Annotated in this window: 19 protein-coding genes; 7 read left to right on the forward strand and 12 right to left on the reverse strand. The window is 72.2% G+C overall.

The features are described from left to right. Positions 1-108: 108 nt before the first annotated feature. Genes whiA through PKA89_RS05470 form a run of 6 tightly spaced genes read right to left on the reverse strand, consistent with a single transcriptional unit; the run spans position 109 to position 6613 of the window. Complete coding sequence (gene whiA, locus PKA89_RS05445; RefSeq protein WP_324417354.1) at positions 109-1089, reverse strand: DNA-binding protein WhiA; 981 nt, start codon at positions 1087-1089, stop codon at positions 109-111. Between the two features lie 21 nt (positions 1090-1110). Continuing rightward, positions 1111-2067 carry a uridine diphosphate-N-acetylglucosamine-binding protein YvcK gene (gene yvcK / locus PKA89_RS05450; protein ID WP_324417356.1) on the reverse strand — a complete coding sequence of 319 codons (957 nt, stop codon included), beginning with the start codon at positions 2065-2067 and terminating at the stop codon, positions 1111-1113. Next, entirely contained in the window at positions 2064-2963 is a 900-nt protein-coding gene (rapZ, locus tag PKA89_RS05455; RefSeq protein WP_324417358.1) for an RNase adapter RapZ, read from the reverse strand. Before rapZ ends, yvcK begins: the two co-directional genes overlap by 4 nt. After that, complete coding sequence (gene uvrC / locus PKA89_RS05460) at positions 2956-4911, reverse strand: excinuclease ABC subunit UvrC (protein WP_324417360.1); 1956 nt, start codon at positions 4909-4911, stop codon at positions 2956-2958. The genes rapZ and uvrC overlap by 8 nt, the downstream gene beginning before the upstream one ends. A gap of 41 nt (positions 4912-4952) precedes the next feature. Continuing rightward, positions 4953-6155 carry a winged helix DNA-binding domain-containing protein gene (locus PKA89_RS05465; RefSeq protein ID WP_324417557.1) on the reverse strand — a complete coding sequence of 401 codons (1203 nt, stop codon included), beginning with the start codon at positions 6153-6155 and terminating at the stop codon, positions 4953-4955. Further along, positions 6152-6613, reverse strand: coding sequence for a Rieske (2Fe-2S) protein (locus tag PKA89_RS05470; RefSeq protein WP_324417362.1), 462 nt, complete (start codon positions 6611-6613; stop codon positions 6152-6154). The genes PKA89_RS05465 and PKA89_RS05470 overlap by 4 nt, the downstream gene beginning before the upstream one ends. 135 nt (positions 6614-6748) lie before the next feature. Here PKA89_RS05470 and PKA89_RS05475 point away from each other — a divergent pair, with 135 nt between their 5' ends. Beyond that, positions 6749-7654, forward strand: a complete 906-nt coding sequence (locus PKA89_RS05475; RefSeq protein WP_324417364.1) for a hypothetical protein — start codon at positions 6749-6751, stop codon at positions 7652-7654. A gap of 3 nt (positions 7655-7657) precedes the next feature. Here PKA89_RS05475 and uvrA read toward each other — a convergent pair whose 3' ends face one another. Beyond that, entirely contained in the window at positions 7658-10669 is a 3012-nt protein-coding gene (gene uvrA, locus PKA89_RS05480) for an excinuclease ABC subunit UvrA (RefSeq protein ID WP_324417366.1), read from the reverse strand. 92 nt (positions 10670-10761) lie between these two features. Between uvrA and PKA89_RS05485 the strand changes: the two genes are divergently transcribed. Genes PKA89_RS05485 through PKA89_RS05500 form a run of 4 tightly spaced genes read left to right on the forward strand, consistent with a single transcriptional unit; the run spans position 10762 to position 14829 of the window. Next, a complete protein-coding gene (locus PKA89_RS05485) occupies positions 10762-12555 on the forward strand; it encodes a glycoside hydrolase family 15 protein (protein WP_324417368.1) in 1794 nt (597 codons plus the stop codon). Positions 12556-12564: 9 nt separating this feature from the next. After that, on the forward strand, positions 12565-13260 hold the full coding sequence (locus PKA89_RS05490) for a maleylpyruvate isomerase family mycothiol-dependent enzyme (protein ID WP_324417370.1): 696 nt from the start codon (positions 12565-12567) through the stop codon (positions 13258-13260). A 5-nt stretch (positions 13261-13265) separates the two neighbouring features. Further along, positions 13266-13928, forward strand: coding sequence for an MBL fold metallo-hydrolase (locus PKA89_RS05495; protein ID WP_324417559.1), 663 nt, complete (start codon positions 13266-13268; stop codon positions 13926-13928). A gap of 16 nt (positions 13929-13944) precedes the next feature. Further along, on the forward strand, positions 13945-14829 hold the full coding sequence (locus PKA89_RS05500) for an EamA family transporter (protein WP_324417372.1): 885 nt from the start codon (positions 13945-13947) through the stop codon (positions 14827-14829). Between the two features lie 6 nt (positions 14830-14835). Here the strand turns inward: PKA89_RS05500 and PKA89_RS05505 are convergent, their stop codons facing one another. Continuing rightward, positions 14836-15855: a TerC family protein gene (locus PKA89_RS05505; RefSeq protein WP_324417374.1), complete on the reverse strand. Its 1020-nt coding sequence runs from the start codon at positions 15853-15855 to the stop codon at positions 14836-14838. A 65-nt stretch (positions 15856-15920) separates the two neighbouring features. Here PKA89_RS05505 and PKA89_RS05510 point away from each other — a divergent pair, with 65 nt between their 5' ends. Together PKA89_RS05510 and PKA89_RS05515 are read left to right on the forward strand one after the other, a co-directional pair. Next, positions 15921-18578, forward strand: a complete 2658-nt coding sequence (locus tag PKA89_RS05510) for a phosphoenolpyruvate carboxylase (RefSeq protein WP_324417376.1) — start codon at positions 15921-15923, stop codon at positions 18576-18578. Between the two features lie 96 nt (positions 18579-18674). Beyond that, the gene (locus PKA89_RS05515) at positions 18675-20171 is read left to right on the forward strand and encodes a DUF222 domain-containing protein (protein WP_324417378.1); all 1497 of its coding nucleotides are present in this window, start codon (positions 18675-18677) and stop codon (positions 20169-20171) included. Between the two features lie 91 nt (positions 20172-20262). Here PKA89_RS05515 and PKA89_RS05520 read toward each other — a convergent pair whose 3' ends face one another. From PKA89_RS05520 to uvrB, 4 genes are all read right to left on the reverse strand, one after another. Next, positions 20263-21915, reverse strand: coding sequence for a hypothetical protein (locus PKA89_RS05520; protein ID WP_324417380.1), 1653 nt, complete (start codon positions 21913-21915; stop codon positions 20263-20265). Between the two features lie 122 nt (positions 21916-22037). Further along, positions 22038-22604 (reverse strand): dihydrofolate reductase family protein, encoded by a 567-nt coding sequence (locus PKA89_RS05525; RefSeq protein WP_324417382.1) that lies wholly within the window; start codon positions 22602-22604, stop codon positions 22038-22040. 25 nt (positions 22605-22629) lie between these two features. Further along, positions 22630-22989: an MmcQ/YjbR family DNA-binding protein gene (locus tag PKA89_RS05530; protein ID WP_324417384.1), complete on the reverse strand. Its 360-nt coding sequence runs from the start codon at positions 22987-22989 to the stop codon at positions 22630-22632. 13 nt (positions 22990-23002) lie between these two features. After that, on the reverse strand, positions 23003-25120 hold the full coding sequence (uvrB, locus tag PKA89_RS05535) for an excinuclease ABC subunit UvrB (protein ID WP_324417386.1): 2118 nt from the start codon (positions 25118-25120) through the stop codon (positions 23003-23005). Positions 25121-25265 lie beyond the last annotated feature (145 nt).

Here is a 25265-nt window from a genome sequence, read left to right on the forward strand (position 1 = left end):
GGTCCACTCCCCACCCTAGACCCCGCCCGGAACGGTCACGCAGGCGTCCGGGGTACGGGCGAGTAACCGTTTACGCAGAGCGCTCCGCCGAGACGGTCGGAGGGTGTCTCAGCCCTCGAGCATCTCCGGGGTGAGGACGGCCTCGGTGTCCGGGATCCCGTCGTCCTGGGCCTTCTTGTCGGCCATCGCGAGCAGCCGCCGGATCCGCCCGGCGACGGCGTCCTTGGTCATCGGCGGCACGGCGAGCTGACCCAGCTCCTCGAGCGACGCCTGCTTGTGGGTGAGGCGCAGCTCGCCCGCCTCGCGCAGGTGCTCGGGCACCTCCTCGCCGAGGATCTCCAGGGCGCGTTCGACCCGCGCGCCCGCGGCGACGGCGGCCCGGGCGGAGCGGCGCAGGTTGGCGTCGTCGAAGTTCGCGAGCCGGTTGGCGGTGGCCCGCACCTCCCGGCGGATGCGGCGCTCCTCCCAGGCGAGGACCGCGTCGTGCGCGCCGAGCCGGGTGAGCATCGCGCCGATGGCGTCGCCGTCGCGGATGACGACGCGGTCGACCCCGCGGACCTCCCGGGCCTTGGACTGGATGCCGAGCCGACGCGCGGCGCCGACGAGGGCGAGGGCGGCCTCCGGACCGGGGCAGGTGACCTCGAGCGCCGAGGAGCGACCGGGCTCGGTGAGCGACCCGTGGGCGAGGAACGCTCCGCGCCACGCGGCCTCGGCGTCGCAGACCGAGCCGCTGACCACCTTGGCCGGCAGGCCACGCACCGGGCGTCCGCGGCTGTCGATGAGCCCGGTCTGCCGGGCCAGCGCCTCACCGTCCTGGACCACCCGCACCACGTAGCGGCTCCCCTTGCGCAGCCCCCCGGCCGCGAGGACGAGGACCTCGGGGGTGTGCCCGTACACCTCGGCGAGCTCGCGCCGCAGCCGGCGCGCGGCGCTCGCGGTGTCGAGCTCGGCCTCGACGACGATCCGGCCGCCGATGATGTGCAGCCCCCCGGCGAACCGCAGCATCGCGGCGACCTCGGCCTTGCGGCAACAGGGCTTGGTCACGACGTGCCTGCTCAGCTCGTCCTTCACCTTCGCCGTCATCGCCATAAGGGGTCATCCTGCCACGCGTCAGCGCGGAGGTCGCGGGCTGTACAGGATGTCCCGCAGGGCCGCCGCGAACCGCAGCGGGTCGTGCTCGCCGCGGTGCGTGCTGCGGGCCACCGGCATGACGTGGAGGCGGGCGCCGATCCGGGCCGCCTGCTCCTCGAGGGCGGGCCGGTCGTCGACGGCGGCGGGGTCGGCGAGCACCGCGTCGAGCCGCAGCCCGGGCGCGAACGACGCCAGCGACTCGAGGTGGTGCACGGCCCGGAAGCCGGCCGTCTCGCCGGCACCCGGGTCGAGGTTGAGCACGAGCATGCGCCGGGCGCGCGTCACCTCGAGGGCCTCCTTGACCTCGGGCACGAGGAGGTGGGTCATGACGCTCGTGAACCACGAGCCGGGGCCGAGGACGACCCAGTCGGCGCCGCGGATCGCCGCGACCGACTCGGGGTAGGCCGGCGGGTCGGCGGGCACGAGCCGGACGCCCTCGACGCTGCCGGGGGTGCTCGCGACCTGGGCCTGCCCGCGGACCGTCGTCAGGGCGGTCGGGTCGGCGGGGTCGAGCCCGCTGACGTCGGCCTCGATGGCGAGGGGGACGGCGGCCATCGGCAGCACCCGACCGTGGGCCTGGAGCAGGCGCCCGACGAGGTCGAGCCCCGCGACGGGGTCGTCGTGCAGCTCCCAGAGCGCGACGATGAGCAGGTTGCCCAGGGCGTGCCCGCCGAGGGGGCCGTCGCCGGCGAACCGGTGCTGGAGGACGTCGCGCCAGGTGTGGCCCCACTCCGTGTCGCTGCAGAGCGCGGCGAGGGCCATCCGCAGGTCGCCGGGCGGCAGGACGCCGAACTCGTCGCGCAGCCGGCCGCTCGAGCCGCCGTCGTCGGCGACGGTGACGACGGCGGTGACGTCGTCGGTGACGAACCGCAGCGCGGTGAGGGTCGCCGAGAGGCCGTGCCCGCCGCCGAGCGCGGTGACGACCGGGCCGCTCACTCGCGCCCCAGGTCGCGGTGCACGACGAAGGACGCGACGTCACCGCCCGCGAGCCGCTCGGCGAGGGCCTCGGCGACGGCGACCGAGCGATGCTTGCCTCCGGTGCAGCCGACGGCGAGGGTGGCATAGCGGCGTCCCTCGCGGCGGTAGCCGGCGGTGACCGGCTCCATGAGCGAGACCACCCGGTCGATGAAGGACCCGGCGCCCTCCTGGGAGAGGACGTACTCGGAGACGGGCGCGTCGACGCCGGTGAGCGGGCGCAGCTCGGGGACCCAGAACGGGTTGGGCAGGAAGCGCATGTCGAAGACGAAGTCGGCGTCGAGCGGTACGCCGTACTTGAAGCCGAACGACATCACCGCGAGGCGCAGGGCCGGGCCGCCGGTGACCCCGACGATGGGGGTCAGCTTCCGGGCGAGCTGGTGCACGTTGAGTCCGGAGGTGTCGATGACGACGTGCGCGTCGGCCCGCAGGTCGCGCAGCAGCTCGCGCTCGGCCTGGATGCCGTCGAGCAGCCGCCCGTCGCGTTGCAGGGGGTGCGGCCGGCGGACGCTCTCGAAGCGGCGGACCAGCGCCTCGTCGGTGGCGTCGAGGAACATCAGCTGTGGGTGCCAGCCGTGCTCGCGCACGGCTGCGAGGCCGTCGCGCAGCTCGGCGCTGAACGGGCGGGCCCGCACGTCGACGACCGCGGCGATGCGCAGGTCGCCGGCACCCTCGTCACGGGCGCGCTTGGCGAGCACCGCCATCGCCGGGATCAGCTGCGGCGGAAGGTTGTCGACGACGTACCAGCCGTGGTCCTCGAGGACGTTGGCCGCCGTCGAGCGACCGGCTCCGCTCATCCCGCTGACCACGAGGAAGTCGGCCCGGTCCGTCGGTTGCGACGCGAGCGCGTCAGTCACCGCCTGCTCCTTCGTCGTCGAGGACCTCGCCCGTCAGCGGGTCGATGGCCGGCATCTGGTCCGCCGTGCCCAACTCTGCCGCAACGACCGCCGCGAGCGCAGGCCCGATGCCCGGTACGTCGGCGAGCTCGTCGAGAGTGGCGGCCCGGATGCGCTTGACCGAGCCGAACCGCTTGAGCAGCGCCTTGCGCCGCTTCTCCCCCAGCCCGGGGACCGAGTCGAGGGCGCTGCGGGTCATCGCCTTGCTCCGGCGCTGGCGGTGGAAGGTGATGGCGAACCGGTGCGCCTCGTCGCGCAGCCGCTGGAGGAGGTAGAGGCCCTCGCTCGTGCGTGGCAGGACGACGGGGAACTCCTCGCCCGGCACCCAGACCTCCTCGAGCCGCTTCGCCAGGCCGACGACGGCGACGTCGACCGCACCGGCCTCCCGGAGTGCGCGGGCGGCCGCGTTGACCTGGGGCAGGCCGCCGTCGACGACGACGAGGTTCGGGGTGTAGGCGAACCGGGCCGGCCGCTCGCGCCCCTCGGCGACCTCCTGCTCGCGCTCCTCGGCCTCCTTGCGGCCGCGCCGGAAGCGGCGGGTCAGCACCTCGTGCATCGCCGCGGTGTCGTCGGTGGCGCCGGTCTCGTCGCCACGGACGATGAACCGCCGGTACTCGGACTTGCGCGGCAGGCCGTCCTCGAAGACGACCATCGAGCCGACGACCTGGGTGCCCTGGACGTGGCTGATGTCGAAGCACTCGATGCGCAGTGGGGCGTCGTCGAGGTCGAGGGCCTCCTGGATCTGCTGGAGCGCCTGGCTGCGCGTCGTGAGGTCGCCGGCGCGGGTCACCTTGTGCCGGGCGAGGCTCTGGGTCGCGTTGCGGCCCACCGTCTCCATCAGGGTGCGCTTGTCGCCGCGCTGCGGGACGCGCAGGTCGACGCGGCTGCCCCGCAGGCCACCGAGCCACTCGGCGAGGGCGTCGGCGTCGTCGGGGACCACCGGCACGAGGACCTCGCGCGGCACGCCCTCACCGGACTCGCCGCCGTAGACCTGCTGGAGCAGGTGCTCGACGACCTCCGCGGTCGTCTCGGCGTCCCGCTCGGCGACCCAGCCGCGCTGGCCGCGCACCCGTCCCCCGCGGACGTGGAAGAGCTGGACGGCGACCTCGAGCTCGTCCTCGGCCAGGCCGAAGACGTCGGCGTCGGTGGCGTCCGGGAGGACGACGGCCGACTTCTCGAGGACGCGCTCGAGCGCGCCGATGTCGTCGCGCAGCCGGGCGGCCCGCTCGAAGTCGAGCTCGGCGGCGGCCTCCTTCATCTCGCGGGTCATCCGGCCGAGGAAGCGGCCGGAGTTGCCGGCCATGAAGTCGCAGAAGTCCTCGGCGATCTCGCGGTGGTGCGCGGCGTCGACCCGGCCGACGCAGGGGGCGCTGCACTTGTCGATGTAGCCGAGGAGGCACGGGCGACCCACCTGGGCGGCCCGCTTGAAGACGCCGGCGGAGCACGAGCGCATCGGGAAGACCCGCATCGCGAGGTCGAGGGTCTCGCGGATGGCCCAGGCGTGCGCGTACGGGCCGAAGTAGCGTGTGCCCTTCTTCTTCGCGCCGCGCATGACCATCGCCCGCGGGAACTCCTCGCCCATCGTCACGGCGAGGTAGGGGTAGGACTTGTCGTCGCGGTACTTGACGTTGAAGCGCGGGTCGAACTCCTTGATCCACGCGTACTCGAGCTGGAGCGCCTCGACCTCGGTCGTCACGACCGTCCACTCGACGCTCGCGCCGGTGCGCACCATCGTCTGCGTGCGCGGGTGGAGGGCGGCGACGTCCTGGAAGTAGGAGGAGAGCCGCTGGCGCAGCGACTTCGCCTTCCCGACGTAGATGACCCGGCCCTCCGTGTCGCGGAAGCGGTACACCCCGGGGTCGGTGGGGATCTCGCCCGGCCGGGGGCGGTACGTCGAGGGGTCGGCCACCCGTCAACCCTAGGCCGCTGCCCCGACACCGGCGGCAGCGGTCACCCGGCGGCCTCACGCATCGCGGGCGAGGAGTAGATCGTCGTCACGCGCACGCCGTCGAGCCAGCCGGTCAGCCGCTCGGCCTCGGCGTCGAGCGCCCGGCGGCCCGCGGCCGGGACGTCCTCGAGGAGCGCCACCCGGACCCGGGCCTCGTCGTCCTGCACCCAGCACCCGACGACCCGGCCGTCCCACCACGCGGTCGTCCCCGCGTTGCCCGCGGCGTCGACGAGGGCCGGGCCGTGGCCGCCGAGGTAGAACGTGCGCCCGCGCCAGCCCATGACGGCGGGGTCGAGGGTCGGCAGGAGCGCGGCCCACCGGTCCGGCGGCTCGACCGGCTCGAGGTCGTCGGGCAGCAGCCGGCCGACGGCGTCGGTGCCCTCGAGCGAGACCGGGACCGCCCCGAGGTCGGCGAGCGCGGTGCGCACCGCGCCGAGGGTGCCGCCGAGCCACCAGCGCAGGTCGGCCTCGGTTCCGGGCCCGAACGCCCGCAGCCAGAGCCGGACCACCTCGGCGTGGGCCTCGCGCGCGGGGAGCGGATCGGGCGCCTCGCCGAGCCATCGCTCCGCCGTGGTCCACCTCGGCTTCGAGAGCCGCCAGTGCCCGGCGTTGTGCGCGCGGACGACCCGGCCCTCCGCGGCGAGCACCCAGAGCACCTGCGGCAGCACCGGCACGCTCGCGCCCCAACGGCTGCCCGGCGACCGGTCGATCGTCACGTCCCGCCCGGGAAGCGCGGCGCGCAGCTCGGGGGCGGTCGGCTCGGCCGTCGCGAGGGCCTCGAGCACCTCGTCGCCGGCGGCCGCGAGCCAGGCCGGCCCGTCCCGGGTCACCCCGGACCGCTCGAGGTCCTGGGCGACCCGGCGGCGGAGCGTGTCGGCGACCCGCGCGGACGGTCCGCCGAGCACGGCCGGCAGCACGTCGCGCGTCACGCCGAAGAGGGTCTGCCGCATCGCGGTCTGCTTGACGATGCTCCGCGCGCCGTAGAGGGCGTCCTCCACGCCCGCCACGGTGGTCGTGGGGACGCGCGCCCGCAGCGCGAGGTGGACCGTCGCAGGCTCGGTGGCGTGGAGGGCCGCGATGCCCCGGGCGGCGGCGACCTCGTCGGGGTACCCGCAACCGGGGGCCAGGCCGTGCCGGCGCGCGAGCCTCGCCCGGCGCTCGAGGTCGTCGACGTGCCGGGCCGGCCGCGGCTGGGGCGGCGTCAGGAGACGGTGATCCCGTCCCCGTTGACGGTGACCGACTTCTCGGGCAGCGGCTGCGTGGCCGGACCCTGCTTGACCGCGCCCGTCGCGGCGTCGAACTGGCTGCCGTGGCACGGGCAGGTGATGACGCCGTTAGAGACCCCCCCGACCTGGCAGCCCTGGTGGGTGCAGACCGACGAGAACGCCTTGTACTCCCCGGCGGTCGGCTGGGTGACCACGGTCGAGATGGCCTCGAAGACCTTCCCGCCCCCGACCGGGATCTCGGCCGCCTTGATGACCTGCGAGACGGCCGAGCTCGCCGCGCCGGCGGCCTGGTTCGCGGCGTCCTGCGCGGAGCCGCACGCCGACAGCGTGCCGACGCCGACGGCCGCCGCGCCGACGACACCCGCCGCCCGGAAGGTCTGGCGGCGGCTCAGGCAGCCGCACTCGGGCCTGGACGGGGTGGTGTGGTCGGTGCTCATCGGGCGCTCCCTCTGGGTCCGGTGGCTGGTCGCCTCGAAGTATCCACGTCGTCGCTGGACGGCGCCTGTGGACCCTCGGACAGCGGCCATCGGTCCACCCCACGACCGGTCGCCGGGCCGCCTAGGGTGGCCCGCATGACCACCTTCCGGCACGACGAGACGGTGCGCGGCCTCGCTCGTCTCGCCTACCGCACCCTCGAGCCGTACCACCTCGCGGCGTACTTCGGACCGCACGTCGACGCCACGCGCACGGAGCTCGGCATCGGATGGCTCGGGGCGTACACGGGGATGCGGGCCGCGCCGCTGGGGACGGTGCCGGGTGAGGTCGTGGCCGCGACCTTCTTCGGCTTCCGGCCGGCGGCGGTGACCAAGGCCTGGGGGCTTGCCCTCGAGGGGCACTCCCCGGCCGGGCTCGACGACGTCCGCACCCGCTGCCTCGACCGCGGCCTGCGCGAGGCGCTCGGCGACGCCGTTGGCTCCCCCGCGCTCGCCGCCCTCGTCGCCCGGCTGCGACCGGTGCTCGACGCGCTCGACCTCGGCGGCCGACCGCTCGCCGCCGCGTTCGCCGCGCAGGGCTGGCCGGAGGCGCCGCACCTCGCCCTCTGGCACGCGTCCGCGCTGTGGCGCGAGTGGCGCGGCGACGGCCACGTCGCGGCGCTCACCGCGTCCGGGCTGCGGCCGCTCGAGGCCCTCGTGCTCTACGACGCCTGGGTGCGGGCCACCGACCCGGCGGGGAGCGCCACCCGCGGTCGGCCGTTCCTCCAGCCGACCCGCAAGTGGTCCGACGAGGAGTGGGACGCGGCCACCGAGGCGCTGCGCGGCGCCGGTCTGCTCACCACGGCGCCCGCCGACAACGGTGGCCCCGTCGTCAGCGACGAGGGCCGGCGGCTGCGCGACGACCTCGAGGCGGCCACCGACGACGCGTCGGCCTCGGCCTGGGTCGGGGTCGACGACGCCGAGGGGCTGCTCGCCGCCGTCCGGCCGTTCGCGAAGCGGGTCATCGTCACCGGCTGGCTGCCGGGAACGGCCGACCGTCGCTGACGCTCACCCCGCCTTGCGGGTGGTCGCCTTCCGCGTCGTGCGGGTGGGGTCGCGCCGCGTCGACGTGCCCTTGGCCGCCGCCTTCTTGGTCCCCGTCGTCTTCTTGGCCCTCGTCGTCGTGGCCGCACCGCGCTTCGGGGTGGTCGTCCGCGCCGTCTTCGCGAGCACCGGCGCGAGGAAGCGGCCGGTGTGCGAGTGCTCGAGCGCCGCGACCTCCTCGGGCGTGCCCTCGGCGATGACCCGGCCGCCGCCGCTGCCGCCCTCGGGACCGAGGTCGACGATCCAGTCCGCGCTCTTGATGACGTCGAGGTTGTGCTCGATGACGATGACCGTGTTGCCCTTGTCGACGAGGCCCTGGAGCACGCCGAGCAGCTTGCGGATGTCCTCGAAGTGCAGGCCGGTCGTCGGCTCGTCGAGGACGTAGACGGTGCGACCGGTGGAGCGCTTCTGCAGTTCCGAGGCGAGCTTGACGCGCTGCGCCTCACCACCGCTGAGCGTCGGGGCGGGCTGCCCGAGCCGGACGTAGCCGAGGCCGACCTCGTTGAGGGTCGTCATGTGCCGGGCGATGGCCGGGACCGCCTTGAAGAAGTCGGCGGCCTCCTCGATCGGCATGTCGAGGACGTCGGCGATCGTCTTGCCCTTGAAGTGCACCTCGAGGGTCTCGCGGTTGTACCGCGCCCCGTGGCACACCTCGCACGGCACGTAGACGTCCGGCAGGAAGTTCATCTCGATCTTGATCGTGCCGTCGCCGGAGCACGCGTCGCAGCGTCCGCCCTTGACGTTGAAGGAGAACCGGCCCGGCTGGTAGCCGCGGACCTTCGCCTCCTCGGTCGTGGCGAAGAGCTTGCGGATGTGGTCGAAGACACCGGTGTACGTCGCGGGGTTCGAGCGCGGTGTGCGCCCGATCGGGCTCTGGTCGACGTGGACGACCTTGTCGAGGTGGTCGAGCCCGGTGACCGACTTGTGCCGGCCCGGGACGTGGCGGGCGCCGTTGAGCTTGTTGGCCAGGACGTTGTAGAGGATGTCGTTGACGAGCGTGCTCTTGCCGGACCCGGAGACGCCGGTGACGGCGACGAGGTTGCCGAGCGGGAACCCGACGGTGACCTTGTCGAGGTTGTGCTCGGTGGCCCCGACGACGACGACCTCGCGGCCGCGCTCCTGCGGGCGGCGGACCGACGGCGTCGGGATCTCGCGCCGCCCGGAGAGGTACTTGCCGGTGATGGAGTCAGGGTGGGTCAGCAGGTCGGCGACGGTGCCGGAGTGGACCACCTGGCCACCGTGCTCCCCCGCCCCCGGGCCGATGTCGACGACCCAGTCGGCGGTGGCGATGGTGTCCTCGTCGTGCTCGACGACGATGAGCGTGTTGCCGAGGTCGCGCAGCCGGGTCAGGGTCTCGATGAGCCGGTGGTTGTCGCGCTGGTGCAACCCGATGCTCGGCTCGTCGAGGACGTAGAGGACGCCGACGAGGCCGGAGCCGATCTGCGTGGCGAGCCGGATGCGCTGCGCCTCACCGCCGGAGAGCGTGCCGGCCGGCCGGTCGAGGCTGAGGTAGTCGAGGCCGACGTCGAGGAGGAACCCGAGCCGGGCGTTGATCTCCTTGATGACCCGCTCGGCGATCTGCCGCTCGCGGACCGTGAAGTCGACGGTCTCGAAGAAGCGCGCGGCGTCGGCGATGGCCAGGGCGGACACCTCGGCGATGGACCGGCCCCCGACGAGCACGGCGAGCGACTCGGGCTTGAGCCGGGCGCCCTTGCACACCGGGCACGGGACCTCGCGCATGTACCCCTCGTACCGCTCGCGGCTCCAGTCGGAGTCGGTCTCGGCGTGCCGTCGCTTGACGAACGGGATGGCGCCCTCGAAGCCGGTGGAGTAGGACCGCTCGCGGCCGAACCGGTTGCGGTAGCGGACGTGGACCTTGTGGTTGCGCCCGGTGAGGAGGGCGTCGCGGGCCTTCTTCGGCAGCTCGCGCCACGGGACGTCCATCGAGAAGCCGAGCTCGTCGCCGAGGGCACCCATGACCCGCTGGAAGTAGTCGGCAGCACCGGAGCCGGACGCCCACGGCGCGATGGCACCCTCGGCGAGGGTGAGGTCGTCGTCGGGGACGATGAGCTCGGGGTCGACCTCGAGCTCGGTGCCGATACCGGTGCACTCGGGGCAGGCGCCGAAGGGGCTGTTGAACGAGAACGAGCGCGGCTCGACCTCGTCCATCGACAGCGGGTGGTCGTTGGGGCAGGCCATCTTCTCGGAATAGCGGCGCTCCCGATCGGGGTGGCCCTCCTCGAGGTCGACGAAGTCGACGACGACCACGCCGCCGGCCAGGCCGAGCGCGGTCTCGACGGAGTCGGTGAGCCGGCGCTTGGCCGAGGCGTCGGTGGACCCCTTGGCGACGAGACGGTCGACGATGACGTCGATGGAGTGCTTGACCTGCTTCTCGAGCTTCGGCGGCTCGGTGAGGGTGACCACCTCGCCGTCGACGCGGGCGCGGGAGAAGCCCTTGGCCTGGAGCTCGGCGAAGAGGTCGACGTACTCGCCCTTGCGCGCCCGCACCACCGGCGCGAGGAGCTGGAAGCGGGTCTTCTCGGGCAGCTCGAGGAGACGGTCGACGATCTGCTGCGGGCTCTGCCGGGTGATCGGCTCGCCGCAGACCGGGCAGTGCGGCCGACCGGCGCGGGCGAAGAGCAGGCGCAGGTAGTCGTAGACCTCGGTGATGGTGCCGACCGTGGAGCGCGGGTTGCGGTTGGTCGACTTCTGGTCGATGGAGACCGCCGGGGACAGCCCCTCGATGAAGTCGACGTCGGGCTTGTCCATCTGGCCGAGGAACTGCCGGGCGTACGCCGAGAGGGACTCGACGTAGCGCCGCTGGCCCTCGGCGAAGATCGTGTCGAAGGCGAGCGAGGACTTGCCCGAGCCGGACAGGCCGGTGAAGACGACGAGGGCGTCGCGGGGCAGCTCGATGCTGACGTCCTTGAGGTTGTGCTCGCGGGCGCCACGGACGACGAGGTGGTCATGGGTCACGACGGCCACTCTAGGTTGCGCCACCGACACCCTCCCCACCAGCGGTGACGCCGTCCGGCCGGCGTGCAGGGAGGGCGTCTAGGGTCGCAGGGGTGACCACCCCCATCCACGACTACGCCCTGCTCGGGGACACCGAGCGCGCGGCCCTGGTCAGCCGGCACGGCGCGGTCGACTGGCTGTGCCTCCCGCGCTTCGACTCCCCCGCCTGCTTCGCCTCGCTCCTCGGCACCGACGACCACGGCCGGTGGTTCCTCGGACCCGTGGAGGAGGCCACCGCCACCCGCTCCTACCGCGAGCACAGCTTCGTCCTCGACACCGTCCACGAGACGGCGACCGGACGGGTCCGCGTCACCGACCTCATGCCGTTCGGCGACGGGCGGGCCGACCTGCTCCGGGTCGTCGAGGGCCTCGACGGCGAGGTCGAGATGGACCACGAGTGGGTCGTGCGCACCGGCTACGGCAAGGTGCTGCCCTGGGTCTCGCGGGTCCGCGACGCCGACGGGAACACCGTGATCCGGGCGATCGCGGGCCCGGACATGCTCGTCCTGCGCGGCGACCGCCTCCCCGAGCCCGAGGACCACCACCACCACGACCGGTTCACGGTGCGCGCCGGCGAGCGGCTCGAGTTCTCGATGACCTGGGTGCCCTCGTGGAGCGAGGTCCCCGGGGCCCTCGACATCCGCAGCCGGGTCGAGGAGACGGTGCGGCACTTCGACGAGTGGGCCGACCGCCACCGGCACCAGGGGCCCTACCGGGACGCCGTGACCCGCTCCCTCCTCGTCCTGCGCCTACTGACCGACGAGGTGCGCGGCGGCATCGTCGCGGCGCCGACGACGAGCCTGCCGGAGGACGTCGGCGGGGAGCGGAACTGGGACTACCGCTACTGCTGGCTCCGCGACGCCTCGCTCACCCTCGAGGCGCTCCTCGCGTGCGGCTACGTCGAGGAGACGCGGTTGTGGCGCAACTGGCTCGTCCGGGCCGTCGCCGGCGACCCCGCCGACCTGCAGATCATGTACGCCGTCGACGGCTCGCGCGAGCTCCCCGAGCGCGAGCTCGACCACCTGCCCGGGTACGCCGGCTCGCGCCCCGTCCGCATCGGCAACGGCGCGGTCGACCAGCAGCAGGCCGACGTCCTCGGCGAGGTGATGATCGCCCTCGCCGAGGCCCGCCGGCTCGGCGTCACCGAGTCCGACGAGTCGTGGGCGGTGCAGCGAGCCCTGGTCGACGAGCTGTGCGGGCACTGGGACCGCGAGGACCACGGGCTGTGGGAGATCCGCGGCCCCGCGCAGCACTTCACGCACTCCCGCGTCATGGTGTGGGCGGCGTTCGACCGCGCGGTCCGGGCGGTCGAGGAGCACGGCCACGAGGGCGACGTCGACCGGTGGCGCGAGCTGCGCGACCGGGTCCACGCCGAGGTGTGCGAGCGCGGCTACGACGCCGACCGGAACACCTTCACGCAGCACTTCGACACCCGCGAGGTCGACGCCTCACTGCTCCTCATCCCCACGGTCGGCTTCCTGCCCGCGGACGACGAGCGCTTCGTCGGCACCGTCGCCGCCATCGAGGAGGACCTCCTGCGCGACGGGTTCCTCCTGCGCTACCGCACCGAGAGCGGCGTCGACGGGCTCTCCGGGGACGAGAACCCCTTCCTCGCGTGCTCCTTCTGGCTCGCGGAGGCCTACGCGCGCACGGGCCGGGTCGACGACGCCCACGCCCTGATGCGGCGCCTGCTCGCGGTCCGCAACGACCTCGGGCTGCTCTCCGAGGAGTACGACCCGGCGACCGAGCGGCTGCTGGGCAACTTCCCCCAGGCGTTCTCGCACCTGGCGCTCGTCCAGGCCGCGTGCGCGATCGCGGACGCCGACGCGGCCGCCGACCGGGGGTAGCGTCGGCCCATGCCCGCCTCCGACCTCGACCCGGTCCCGTACCTCGCCGCCCACACGGCCCGCCTCGTCGCCACGACCCGTGCCCTCGACGACGCGTCCGGGCCGTCGCTCTGCGAGGGATGGTCGCGCGGCCACGTCGCGAGCCACGTCGCCCGCAACGCCGACGGCCTCGTGCGGCTGGTCCGCTCGGCCGTCGACGGCACCCGGGAGACGATGTACGCGAGCCGCGACCGACGCAACGCCGACATCGACGCCGGCGCGGGGCGCACCCCGGCCGAGCTCGCCGACGACCTCGAGCGCACCGCCGCCGACCTCGCCGACGAGCTCCCGCGGCTGCGCCCCGAGCACGCGGGCCACGCCCTCGAGCGCACGCCCGGCGACGTGCGGGGCAGCGCCGCCGACATCCCGATGATGCGGCTGCGCGAGGTCACGTGGCACCACGTCGACCTCGACGCCGGGTTCGGGTTCGCCGACCTCGAACCCGAGCTGCAGCTGGCCTTCCTCGACGAGGAGGTCGAGCGGCTGCGCGGCGTCGACGCCCCGCCCGACCTCACGCTGCGCTCGGACGAGGGCGACGAGTGGACGCTCGGGGTCGGCACGACCTCGGTCACCGGCAGCCGGGCCGCCCTCCTCGGCTGGCTGGCCCGCGGCCTGACCGACGGCGTGACGGGCGAGCTGCTCCCCCGCCTCCCCGAGGGGCGGTGACCACGGTGGCCTACACCGGCGAGGTCTCCCCCGGCGGCCCGAGCGACGTCCGCGAGCTCGGGCGGGCGACCATCCGCAAGATGGCCGTGTCCGAGATGCACAACAACGTCTACCTCGTGACGTGCACGGCCACCGGTGAGCAGCTGATGGTCGACGCCGCCGACGACCCCGCGCGCTGCCTCGCCCTCGTCGAGGAGGGCACCGGCCGGCTCGACCACCTCGTGACGACGCACCAGCACTGGGACCACGTCCGGGCGCTGGAGGACGTCGCCCGCGCCACCGGGGCCCGCACCTACGCCGGCGCCGACGACGCCGACGCGCTGCCACTCGACCCGGACGTCCGTCTGCGACAGGGCGACACGGTCCGGGTCGGCGAGCTGGTCCTCGACGTCGTGCACCTGCGCGGGCACACGCCCGGGTCGGTCGCGCTGGCCTGGCACGACCCCGACGGCGTCACCCACCTCTTCACCGGCGACACGCTCTTCCCCGGCGGGGTCGGCAACACGAAGCGTCCGGAGCAGAGCTTCGAGGCGCTCTTCGCTGACGTCACCGAGCGGCTCTTCGCCGTGTACGACGACGACACCTGGTTCTACCCGGGCCACGGCGGGGACTCGACGATCGGGGCCGAGCGGCCACACCTGGACGAGTGGCGCGAGCGTGGTTGGTGATGGCTAGCCTGACGCGGTGACGACCGCCGCCGACCGGGTGCCCGCGCCGCTCCTCGTCCTCGCCGGCATCGTCTCGGTCCAGTTCGGCGGCGCCCTCGCGCAGACCCTCGTCCCGGTCATCGGCGCCGGGGGCTCGGTCGTGATGCGGCTGCTCTTCGCGACCGTCCTCCTCCTCGCGTTCGTCCGACCGCGCTGGCGTGGCCACTCCCGCCGGGCCTGGGCCACCGTCGCGGCCTTCGGCGTCGCGCTCGGGATGATGAACTACACCTTCTACGGCTCGCTCGGGCACCTGCCGATCGGTGTCGCGGTGACCATCGAGTTCATCGGCCCGCTCTCGCTCGCCGCCGCCCTCTCCCGTCGGCTCGTCGACGGCCTCGCCGTGCTCGCCGCGGCCGGCGGGGTCGTCCTCATCTCGGAGGCCCTGGAGGTGCCGTTCGCGCAGCTCGAGTGGGTGGGCATCCTCCTCGCCCTGACCGCCGGCGGGTTCTGGGCCGCGTACATCGTCCTGTCCGGACGCACCGGCGCGGAGTTCCCGCGGCTCGAGGGGCTGGCCCTGGCGATGGTCGTCGCGACCGTGGTCACCCTGCCGCTCGGCGTCGCGAGCGTGCCGCAGTGGACCGGCGCCACCCTCGCCAAGGGCCTCGGCATCGCCGTGCTGTCCTCGGTGCTGCCGTACTCGCTCGAGCTGCTCGCGCTGCGCCGGCTGCGGGCCCAGGTGTTCGGCATCCTGCTCAGCCTCGAGCCGGCGGCCGCCGCCCTCGCCGGGCTCGTCGTCCTCGGCCAGCGGCTGGCACCCAGCCAGCTCGTCGGGATGGCCCTGGTCGTCGGGGCGTCCGCCCTCGTCCTGGGGCTCGGGGCCCGGAGGGAGCCGGCCGACCCGGCCGAGGCCGCCGCGACCTGAACCCGTTCAGTCCTGCACGAGCTCCGGGTTCCGCCGGGTGCGCCACAGGCTGGCCGCCGTCGTCACGCCGAGGATGACGACGATCGCCCCGAGCGACACCGAGATCGGGATGTCCCAGACCGGCACGCCCCGACCGCCGTTGAGGAACGGCAGCTCGTTCTCGTGGAGGGCGTGGAGCACGAGCTTGACGCCGATGAACGCGAGGAGCACCGCGAGCCCGTAGCTGAGGTACACGAGCTTCTTGAGCAACCCGCCGATGAGGAAGTACAGCTGGCGAAGACCCATGAGCGCGAACAGGTTCGCGACGAGGACGAGGTACGGCTCATCGGTCAGACCGTAGATGGCCGGGATCGAGTCGAGGGCGAAGAGCAGGTCGGTGGTGCCGAGCGCGAGGATGACGAAGAACAGCGGCGTGGCGAGCCGGGAGCCGCTCGAGCTCGTGAAGAGCTTCGTGCCGTCGTACTCCTCGGTGGCCGGGAAGCGCGCCGACATCATCCGCATGAACCGGTTCTGCTCGTACTCGTCGTCGTCGGTCTCGCCACCCTTGGCGAGGGTCCACGCGGTGTAGATGAGGAAGGCCCCGAAGACGTAGAAGATCCAGGAGAACGCGTTGATGGCCGCGGCGCCGACGGCGATGAAGAGTCCCCGGAGGATGATCGCGATGACGATCCCGATCATCAGCGCGAACTGCTGGTACCGCTCGGGCACCCGGAAGCTGGCCATGATGAGGATGAAGATGAAGAGGTTGTCGACCGAGAGCGAGTACTCGGTGAGCCAGCCGGCGAAGAACTCCCCCGCCAGCTGACCGCCGGCGAGGGCCCAGAGCCCGAGCCCGAACACGACGGCGGCACCGACGTAGACGACGAGGGCGGCCACGAGCTCGCGGGTGGAGGGCCGGTGCGGCCGCCGGGCGATGACGACGATGTCGAAGGCGAGCACCGCCGCCGCGACGCCGATCGTGGCCCACCAGGCCCAGGCGGCGAGGTCGAGGTCGGCGGAGGCCGCGGGCAGCAGTGTCGGCAGCACCGCGTCAGCCTAACGGTGGGCGGACAGCCGGGCGCTCGGTGTCCGCGCCCTCCTACGCTGGCGGCATGGCGAGCATGCTCGAGGACCTCTCCCTGCTCACCGGCCTGCACCGGCAGGTCGTCGAGGAGTCGGGACGGGCCGACCTGCTGGAGATCACCGACGCCCTGGAGCGCCGCTGCCGGGGCGAGGAGGAGGGCGACCCCGCGGCACTCGTCGCGGCGCTCGACCCCGAGACGACCTCACGCATCGCCCGGCTGCTCACGGTGCACCTGCACCTGACCAACCTCGCCGAGGAGCGGCAACGGGCCCGGTCGCTGCGTCGCGAGGACGGCGAGTACGGAGGCGGCGCCGACACCGGCGACATCGGCCCGGCGGTGGCGGCCGCCGGTCCCGACGCCCGTCGGCGGATCGAGCGGATGCGCATCCACCCCGTGTTCACCGCGCACCCGACCGAGGCGCGGCGGCGGGCCGTGGCGTCGGCGCTGCGTCGCATCGCCGACCACCTGGATGTGCACGACGACCCGGGGTCGGGACCGTCCGAGCGGGCCCGGGCCCGCCGGCGGATGCTCGAGGACATCGACATCCTCCAGCGGACCTCCACGCTGCGGATCACCCGCCCGACCCCGGCCGACGAGGTGAAGACCGTCCTCACCGTCTTCCGGCAGTCGCTCATCCACGCGGTGCCGCGCTTCCAGCGGGCGGTCGAGGCCGCGTTCGGGGGCGACCTGCGGCCGGAAGACGCACCGTTGCCGCCCATCGTGCGCTTCGGCTCGTGGGTCGGCGGCGACCGTGACGGCAACCCGTTCGTCACGGCGGAGGTGACCCGCGAGACGGTGCGGGCCCACGCCGACCAGGCGCTCGAGATCCTCCACGACGCCGTCGACCGCGTCGCCCGGATGATCACGGTGGACGAGGAGTCCACCCCGCCGACCGCGGCGCTGCGCGACGCCCTGGCCAACGACGCCGCGGCGTACCCGCGGCTGCTCGCCGAGGTGACGAAGGACTCCCCCAACGAGCCGCACCGGCAGAAGCTGCTCGTCGTCGCGGCCCGGCTCGCGGCGACCCGCGAGGAGCGGGCTGGCACCGCGTACTCCGGCCCGGAGGAGGCGCTCGCCGACCTCGCGCTGGTCCAGGAGTCGCTCATCGCGGCGGGTGACGCCCGCACCGCGCACGGCGAGCTCCAGGACGTCGTGTGGATGGTGCAGACGTTCGGCTTCCACCTCGCCGAGCTCGAGGTGCGCCAGCACTCCGCGGTGCACCGGGCCGCGCTGGTCGAGGTGCTCGGGCTGCTGCCGGAGGACGCGCGGCCCGGCTCGCCGGAGGAGGCCGCCGTCGACGCCGGGCTGCTCGACCGGCTGGCCGTCGAGGGCTGGCCCGAGCTCGTCGGCACCCCCGGGGAGCGGACGCGGGAGGTGCTCGACACCGTGCGGGTCATGGCGTGGCTGCAGCAGCGGTGGGGGCGGCGCAGCTGCGGGCGCTACATCGTCTCCTTCAGCCAGTCCGCGGCCGACCTCGTGGCGGTCCGCGCGCTGGCGCGGCTGGCCGTGGGGTCTCGACCGCTGGAGCTCGACGTGGTGCCGCTGTTCGAGACCGGCGCCGACCTCGACGCCGCCGACCGGACCCTCGAGGCGTGGGTCGGGCTGGGGTCCACCGCGGCCTGGCTGGAGCGGGTCGGGCACCGGGTCGAGGTGATGCTCGGGTACTCGGACTCGGCCAAGGACGTCGGGCCGGCCGCGGCGACGCTCGCGCTGCACCGGGCGCAGGTCGGGCTCGTCGCGTGGGCACGGCGGCACGGGGTCGAGCTGACGCTGTTCCACGGCCGGGGTGGGTCGCTCGGGCGTGGCGGTGGACCGCTGCACCGGGCCATCGCCGCACAGCCCACGGGGTCGGTCGACGGCCGGTTCAAGGTCACCGAGCAGGGCGAGGTGATCTTCGCGCGCTACGCCGACGTGCGGATCGCCGAGCAACACCTCGAGCGGGTGGCGTCGGCGGTGCTGCTCACCGACTCGCCGGCGCACGCGACCGCACGGGACTCGGCCCTCGGTCGGTTCGAGGCGATGGGAGCGCTTGTCTCGGACGCGTCGCGGCAGGCGTTCCGGGCGCTCGTCGAGCAGCCGGGTTTCGCCGACTTCTTCGCGATGTCGAGCCCGCTCGACCTGCTCGCCGACCTGCGGCTCGGGTCGCGTCCGTCGCGGCGGTCGGGGTCGGAGTCCGGGCGCAGCCTGGACGACCTGCGGGCCATCCCGTGGGTGTTCGCGTGGTCGATGACGCGGGTCAACCTGCCCGGCTGGTACGGGCTGGGCAGCGGTCTGGCAGCGCTGGACTCGCTCGACGAGGCGCGCGAGGCGTACCGCGAGTGGCCGGTGTTCGGGTCGCTCGTCGACGTGGCGGAGATGAGCCTGGCCAAGACCGAGGACGAGCTGGCGGCGGCGTTCCTGGCCCTCGGTGGGCGTCCGGAGCTGGCAGCCCGGGTGCTGGAGGAGCTGGCCCTGACCCGGCGGATGGTGCTGTCGCTGCTGGACCAGACCGAGATGCTCGAGCGAAAGCCGCACCTGCACACCGCGGTCGGGCTCCGGCGGCCGTTCGTCGACATGCTGAGCCACCTGTTGCTGCGGGGCCTGACGGAGCTGCGGGCGAGCGGCGAGGAGGACGGGTCCGAGTGGCAACGGCCGCTGCTGCTCACCGTCAACGGGCTCGCGGCGGGGCTGCAGAACACGGGGTGAGAGCTCGCTGATGGCTGGCGCAATGTCGTTGTGCGGCAGCCGGTTGCCTGTGGATGTCCGGGGTGGCCTGTCGGTGGTCCCCGGTAGACTCAGGGCATGGACAGGGGGCAGATCTCGAGCCGCATCGCGGCACTCCGAGAGGAGTGCGCGGCGCTGGGTCGTGAGCTGGCCGAGGGCTGTCTGGGGTTGGCTGCTGAGGATGCGTTCGCGGTGGCAGGTGAGGCGCAGCACCTGGCGAACGCGGCGGACGGTGTGGTGGCGGTGGCGGCGTCGTTGGGGGCTCGGGTGGAGGTGCGGCTGTCCGGGCCGGGTCCGGTGCAGCGGGTACACCCGGTCGGGTTCGTCGACCCGATGTCGGCCACGATGTTCTGCCTCGAGGCCGGCCTGACCGAGGGCGTGGCGGGTCGGAAGGTGGTGCTCGGGGCGGACCTGGGTGAACGCTTCCCGCAGGTGCGCATGTTGCTGGTCGAGGGCGCGGTGACGGCGGTGTCGGCGCAGAAGGTCGTCGACGCCTGCGCCGGCCTCGACGTTGCGGCGTGCCTGCGGGTGGATGCCGAGCTGGCCGGACGCTTGGGGTCGATGGATCCTGCCCGGGTGATGTCCGAGGCGCGGCGGGTCGCCGCCCGGGTGGCCGCCGACCAGGTCGCCGCCCACACCTTGAAGACCAAGCGTGGTCGCTGTGTGGAGGTCCGGGCCGGGGTCGACGGGTTGACCGACTGGTTCGGGTCGCTCCCGACGGCCACGTCGGCGGCGATGTGGTCGGCCGTGGAGGAGCTGGCCGGCGAGTACCGCGGTCTCGACACCGACCTGTCGGTTCCCGAGTCCCGCGCGGATGCGCTGGCCGACCTGGTGCTGCGCAACGTCACCGTCTCGGCGCAGGTGACGCTCGGGGTGCCGGTCGTCACCGACCAGTCCACTCCGGAACCCGTGACCGGGGAGCGGTTCCGGGTCGAGTGGGACGACGAGGACACCATCATCGACGCCGTCACCGGCGTCGAGACCCGGTACGGCGACCTCGACCCCGCCTCCCGCGAGGAGCTCTCCTGGCGGGAGGAGCCGCCCGAGCTGAGCGGCGACCTCACCTCCACCATGGCCCCGCTCGGTCCGGGATCCTGGGTCTCCGGAGCGCAGCTGCCCGGCGTCGGCTGGGTCGACGCGGCGACGATGGCCAACCTGCTCAAGACCCTCCCGCTGGAGGTGGCCCGGGCCGTCCTCGACGCCCCGACCGGCACCCTGGCCTCCCTGACCACCGCCGCCTACCGGCCCACTAAGGCCATCAGCGACTTCGTCAGGACCCGCGACGGCACCTGCCGGATGTGGGGCTGCACCCGACCCGCCGACCGCTGCGACCTCGACCACGCCAGGCCCTGGCCCAACGGCCAGACCACCCCCACCGAGCTCGAAGCCCTCTGCCGCCACCACCACCGGTTCAAGCAGACCGGCCGATGGCGACCCGTCCTGCAGCCCGACGGCACCGTCACCTGGCACGGCCCGAACGCCGCGACCCGCACCACCGAACCCCAGCACCGCCTGCCGGACTGGTCGCGGGCCGCGCGCGGAGCGCCATCGGCGTTCTTCCCAGCTTCGGGGTAGCCGTCGCCGCACGCCGAGTCAGGCGCCCCCCTCCCCTCAACGATCCGCTCTGCTCCCTTCGCGGGCTCAAGCGACGAGTTGGGTAGTGAACTCAAGTCAAAGGATGACCCTCGGCCGCCAATCGGATGTCCAGGGCCTTGTGCAACATTCGGTGGACGTGGAAATGCTCGGTTCGCAGGAGAGCCGCCTCGGAGTCCATCAACAGCCGGTCTTGCCCATAGAATGTCGGCGCCGCACTTGGGCGCTGCGCACATCCAATCACACCGAGGCGGTAGAGGGTGGAGGCGAGGGGCTGGTACATCGAGAACCAAGATGCATCGGGGCCGCTCTCCCACATAGTTGCGGTCATCGCGCTCATCCAGCGCACACCGGGAAACCCTGGGTCCGACAAAAGCAACATGCATTCATCCAGCCTGTCTTGGAACTCCCGCTTAGTCATGCGAGCAGGTGCACCGCGAAACTTCTCGAAAACGCGGTCAATACCTGGGTAGGTTGGCTTCCATTCATCTCGCAGGGCAAGGAGACGCTTACTCGAATATTCCCGCTCCGCCCCCTGAATGTCCTCCCAAGTCAATCGACTTTTTCCTACGCCTTTTAGAAGGCACTCGTTCAGGAAGGCGATGGCATCCCGGGGACGCAGAAGTGTCCGGTCCAGGACATAATCAACAGGGTTCCCGCGCGCCCGATTCGCGTGCGGCAACAGTGAAGAAACTGTGTCAACTTCCAGACCACCCCGGTGGCCGGAGATAGCGACTCTCGCATCGAGGAGTTCAATCAGGGACGCCCGGCTCCATTCCACTTGAAGTACCAGCGCTCGGAACTTCTCCTCTTGTCCACCCGTTCGGTCGCCGAAGTCAAGCTCCTGAAATATGTTCGTCCTAAGAGCCACCAAGACCTTCAAATTGCGAACGCGCTGCATATCCAACACGGTCCGGAATAGGCAACGGATTAAGTCGTTCGCCACCCTCTCATCCACCCAGTCCCTATCTAGGTCGTCAACGAGTACATAGGTGAAATGGACGTCGTCTAGGATTTCATCGTCCAAGATGGAGAACATCTTGTTCAGTTTTGCCAGCTGCGTCTCATTGACAATGCGCTGAAATCGGTCCGCCAACTCTCGGCGGGTTTCCACGCTCCCTTCCTTATCGGCGCGCCCGCCGACGTTCGCGCTCAGGGGCCCGGCGCCAGCCTTGACGAACGCACTCTCGCCAATTCTCTCCGTGAATTTGTCGGTTATTTGTCGAACTCTCTCGTCGGTATCGCACCAGAAACGCCCTTCAAATTCCTCCAGGTATTCTAGTGCGGCAGCCTTTGCGGGTTCGCGCACGAACTTTTCGCGCAACGTCGACATAAATCGCTGCTTTGCATCCGGGGAATTTACACCGTAGCGGTGTTTGAGCAGTTCCACGAGCAGTACGTGCTTCCAAAGCGCGATCCAGAACAAGTCCAACTTGACGTCTAACGAATCCAGATAGCGAATAACATCCAAGTCTGTGATATATGGTAGCGACAAGTCCTCAGGCGATATGCGGATCACATGTTCACTGTTGACCTCTTCCAAGTGTTGAAGTGTGGCCGATTTGCCCGCACCAGTTCTTCCAATGACAAAGCAGCGCATGTCCCGTTGGTCAGCAACAACTTCGTAAAGGGGCGTCTCAACGAAAGCCTCCTCCGCCAGCGGATCGGCCTCTGCCTGTTCGCCACCCAGCGTGAACCCGGTTCTAATCCTTGGTCGCTTGGCCAAAGGGACCACCTCCTCGCCACACCCTAGGGTCAGTGGAAGCACCGCGACAGGGGTCCACCTACAACTAGTTGGGTTGGCGGACCCAGTGCCTCCGCAGGTCCCCGATGCACGGGTCGGACGCGTCAGGCGGGGTGGTGGACTGCGTGGTGCAGGTGGACGACACCACTGTCGAACCGGTGGGTGTCGAGGAGCTCGAGGTCGAGCCGCACCCCCCGGGGCAGGGCCGGCTTCCCGCCGCCGACGACGACGGGGTACAGCAGCAGCACGCATTCGTCGACGAGCCCGTGGCGGAAGGCCTCGGCGGCGATGAGCGCACCGCCGATGCTCAGGTCCGCGTCGGTGGACTCCTTGAGCCGCCGGACCTCCTCGGGGTCGAACCGCCGCTGGATCCGGGTGCGGGCCGTGGAGACCTCGGTGAGCGTGGTCGAGTAGACGACCTTGTCGGTGTCCCGCCAGATGTCGGCGTACTCCCGCACGACCGGCGGTTCGTCGGCCAGCCAGTCGTCGTCCTCCCAGACGCGCATCGTCTCGTACATGCGTCGCCCGTAGAGCGACGTCCCGACGCGGCGCTCGTGCTCGTTCCAGAACGCGTGCACTGACTCGTCCGGCTGGGACCAGTCGAACGCACCGGACTCGTCCTCGAGGAAGCCGTCGAGCGAGACGTTCGCGGCGTAGACCAACCGACCCATGGGTTCCTCCTGGTGAGCAGCCGCCCTACGGCCGGCGGGACTTCGGCAGCTTGGCGACGACGAGGTCGTAGGAGGTGTCGACCGCCTCGACGAGGACGGACTCCGGGATCGCGCCGCCGACGACGAGGGTGTTCCAGCCGTTGCGGCCGATGTAGGGCATCACCGAGGCGTCGTCCGGGTACTCGGCGAGCCACTCGTCGGCCTCGGCCCGGGTGCCGCACTTGACGCCGAGAGAGCCCGTCCCGAGGAAGGCGAAGATCTTGTCGGCGACCTTCGCGACGTGGTCGCCGTCCCACGGCTGGTCGGCCCAGGCGCCGGGCTTGTCGAGGGCGTGCGCCGCGAGGCGCTCCGCCACCGAACCGCCGGAACCGGAGCCGGGGCTCACCGCGCGTCCCCGTTCACCGGGTGGCCTCGCTCATCTGGCGCAGCTCCTTCTTGAGGTCGCCGATCTCGTCACGGAGCCGGGCCGCGAGCTCGAAGTGCAGGTCCCCGGCGGCTTGGTGCATCTGCGTCGAGAGCTCCTGGATGAGGTTGGCGAGCTCGCTCGCCGGCAGGTTCTCACCACGCCGGGTGCCCATCGCCGCGTCCGCGTCGGCCGCGACCGTGCCGCGGCCACCCCGGCCGCCGTCGGCCTTGCCGCGCGAGCGTGCGCGCCCGGAGCCGAGCAGCGACTCTGTGTCGGCGTCCTCGCGCTGGAGCATGTCGGTGATGTCGGCGATCCGCTTGCGCAGGGGCTGCGGGTCGACGCCGTGCTCCCGGTTGTACGCGATCTGCTTGTCCCGGCGCCGCTGGGTCTCCTCGATCGCCTGCGCCATCGACGGGGTGATCTTGTCGGCGTACATGTGCACCTGGCCGGAGACGTTGCGCGCCGCACGGCCGATGGTCTGGATCAGGCTGCGCCCGGAGCGGAGGAAGCCCTCCTTGTCGGCGTCGAGGATGGCGACGAGCGAGACCTCGGGCAGGTCGAGGCCCTCGCGGAGCAGGTTGATGCCGACGAGGACGTCGTACTCGCCCAGCCGCAGCTCGCGCAGCAGCTCGACGCGGCGCAGGGTGTCGATGTCGGAGTGCAGGTAGCGGACCCGCACGCCCTTGTCGAGGAGGTAGTCGGTGAGGTCCTCGGCCATCTTCTTCGTCAGCGTCGTGACGAGGACGCGCTCGTTGCGCTCGGTGCGGACGTTGATCTCGTGGAGGAGGTCGTCGATCTGCCCCTTGGTCGGCTTCATGACGACCTCGGGGTCGACGAGGCCGGTGGGCCGGATGACCTGCTCGACGAAGCCGTCGCTCTTGGCCAGCTCGTAGTCGCCGGGCGTCGCCGAGAGGTAGACGGTCTGGCCGATCCGCTCGAGGAACTCCTCCCACTTGAGCGGCCGGTTGTCCATCGCCGACGGCAGCCGGAACCCGTGCTCGACGAGCGTGCGTTTGCGCGACATGTCGCCCTCGTACATCGCACCGATCTGCGGCACCGTCTGGTGCGACTCGTCGATGACGAGCAGGAAGTCGTCGGGGAAGTAGTCGAGGAGGCAGTTCGGGGCCGAACCGGGCGAGCGACCGTCGATGTGCATCGAGTAGTTCTCGATGCCCGAGCACGACCCGACCTGGCGCATCATCTCGATGTCGTAGGTCGTGCGCATCCGCAGGCGCTGCGCCTCGAGCAGCTTGCCCTGCCGCTCGAACAGGGCGAGCTGCTCCTCGAGCTCGTGCTCGATGCCGGCGATGGCCCGCTCCATCCGCGCCGGGCCGGCGACGTAGTGCGTGGCCGGGAAGACGTACATCTCGTCCTCCTCGCGGACCACCTCGCCGGTGACCGGGTGCAGCGTGTAGAGCCGCTCGACCTCGTCGCCGAAGAACTCGATGCGCAGCGCGTGCTCCTCGTAGACCGGGATGATCTCGACCGTGTCTCCGCGGACGCGGAAGGTGCCGCGGGTGAACGCGAGGTCGTTGCGGGTGTACTGCATCTGGACGAACTTGCGCAGCAGGTCGTCGCGGTTGACCTCGTCGCCGACGCGGAGCGGCACCATGCGGTCGACGTACTCCTGCGGGGTGCCGAGGCCGTAGATGCACGACACGGAGGCGACGACGATGACGTCGCGCCGGGTGAGCAGGCTGTTGGTCGCGCTGTGCCGCAGCCGCTCGACCTCGTCGTTGATCGACGAGTCCTTCTCGATGTAAGTGTCCGTCTGCGGGACGTAGGCCTCGGGCTGGTAGTAGTCGTAGTAGCTGACGAAGTACTCGACCGCGTTGTTGGGGAGGAGCTCGCGGAACTCGTTGGCCAGCTGCGCGGCGAGCGTCTTGTTCGGGGCCATGACGAGCGTGGGGCGCTGCACCTGCTCGACGAGCCAGGCCGTCGTGGCCGACTTGCCGGTGCCGGTGGCGCCGAGGAGGACGACGTCCTGCTCGCCGGCCTTGACCCGCCGCGCGAGCTCCTCGATGGCCTTCGGCTGGTCGCCGGCCGGGGAGAACTCGGAGACGACCTCGAACGGCGCGACGCGGCGCTGGAGCTCGGTGGTGGGGCGCATGTCACTACGGTATGCCGCGGCACCGACACCGGGCCCCGCCGAGGTCCGGTCGAGGCGCTGGCGGCCACCACCCGCCCCGACGTCTCCCCCGGCTCCCGGCCACCTCACAGCAGACTCGCAGGCCGCTCGCGGGGCGCGTCGAGCA

The sequence above is a fragment of the Phycicoccus sp. genome (assembly GCF_035325325.1).
Classification (GTDB): domain Bacteria; phylum Actinomycetota; class Actinomycetes; order Actinomycetales; family Dermatophilaceae; genus Phycicoccus.

What these genes read in the sequence shown, in the direction of transcription:
- whiA (WP_324417354.1), bottom strand. Translation starts at nt 1,089, where the DNA reads ATGGCGATGACGGCGAAGGTGAAGGACGAGCTGAGCAGGCACGTCGTG.
- PKA89_RS05470 (WP_324417362.1), bottom strand. Translation starts at nt 6,613, where the DNA reads ATGAGCACCGACCACACCACCCCGTCCAGGCCCGAGTGCGGCTGCCTG.
- PKA89_RS05475 (WP_324417364.1), top strand. Translation starts at nt 6,749, where the DNA reads ATGACCACCTTCCGGCACGACGAGACGGTGCGCGGCCTCGCTCGTCTC.
- PKA89_RS05490 (WP_324417370.1), top strand. Translation starts at nt 12,565, where the DNA reads ATGCCCGCCTCCGACCTCGACCCGGTCCCGTACCTCGCCGCCCACACG.
- PKA89_RS05510 (WP_324417376.1), top strand. Translation starts at nt 15,921, where the DNA reads ATGGCGAGCATGCTCGAGGACCTCTCCCTGCTCACCGGCCTGCACCGG.
- PKA89_RS05515 (WP_324417378.1), top strand. Translation starts at nt 18,675, where the DNA reads ATGGACAGGGGGCAGATCTCGAGCCGCATCGCGGCACTCCGAGAGGAG.
- PKA89_RS05525 (WP_324417382.1), bottom strand. Translation starts at nt 22,604, where the DNA reads ATGGGTCGGTTGGTCTACGCCGCGAACGTCTCGCTCGACGGCTTCCTC.
- uvrB (WP_324417386.1), bottom strand. Translation starts at nt 25,120, where the DNA reads ATGCGCCCCACCACCGAGCTCCAGCGCCGCGTCGCGCCGTTCGAGGTC.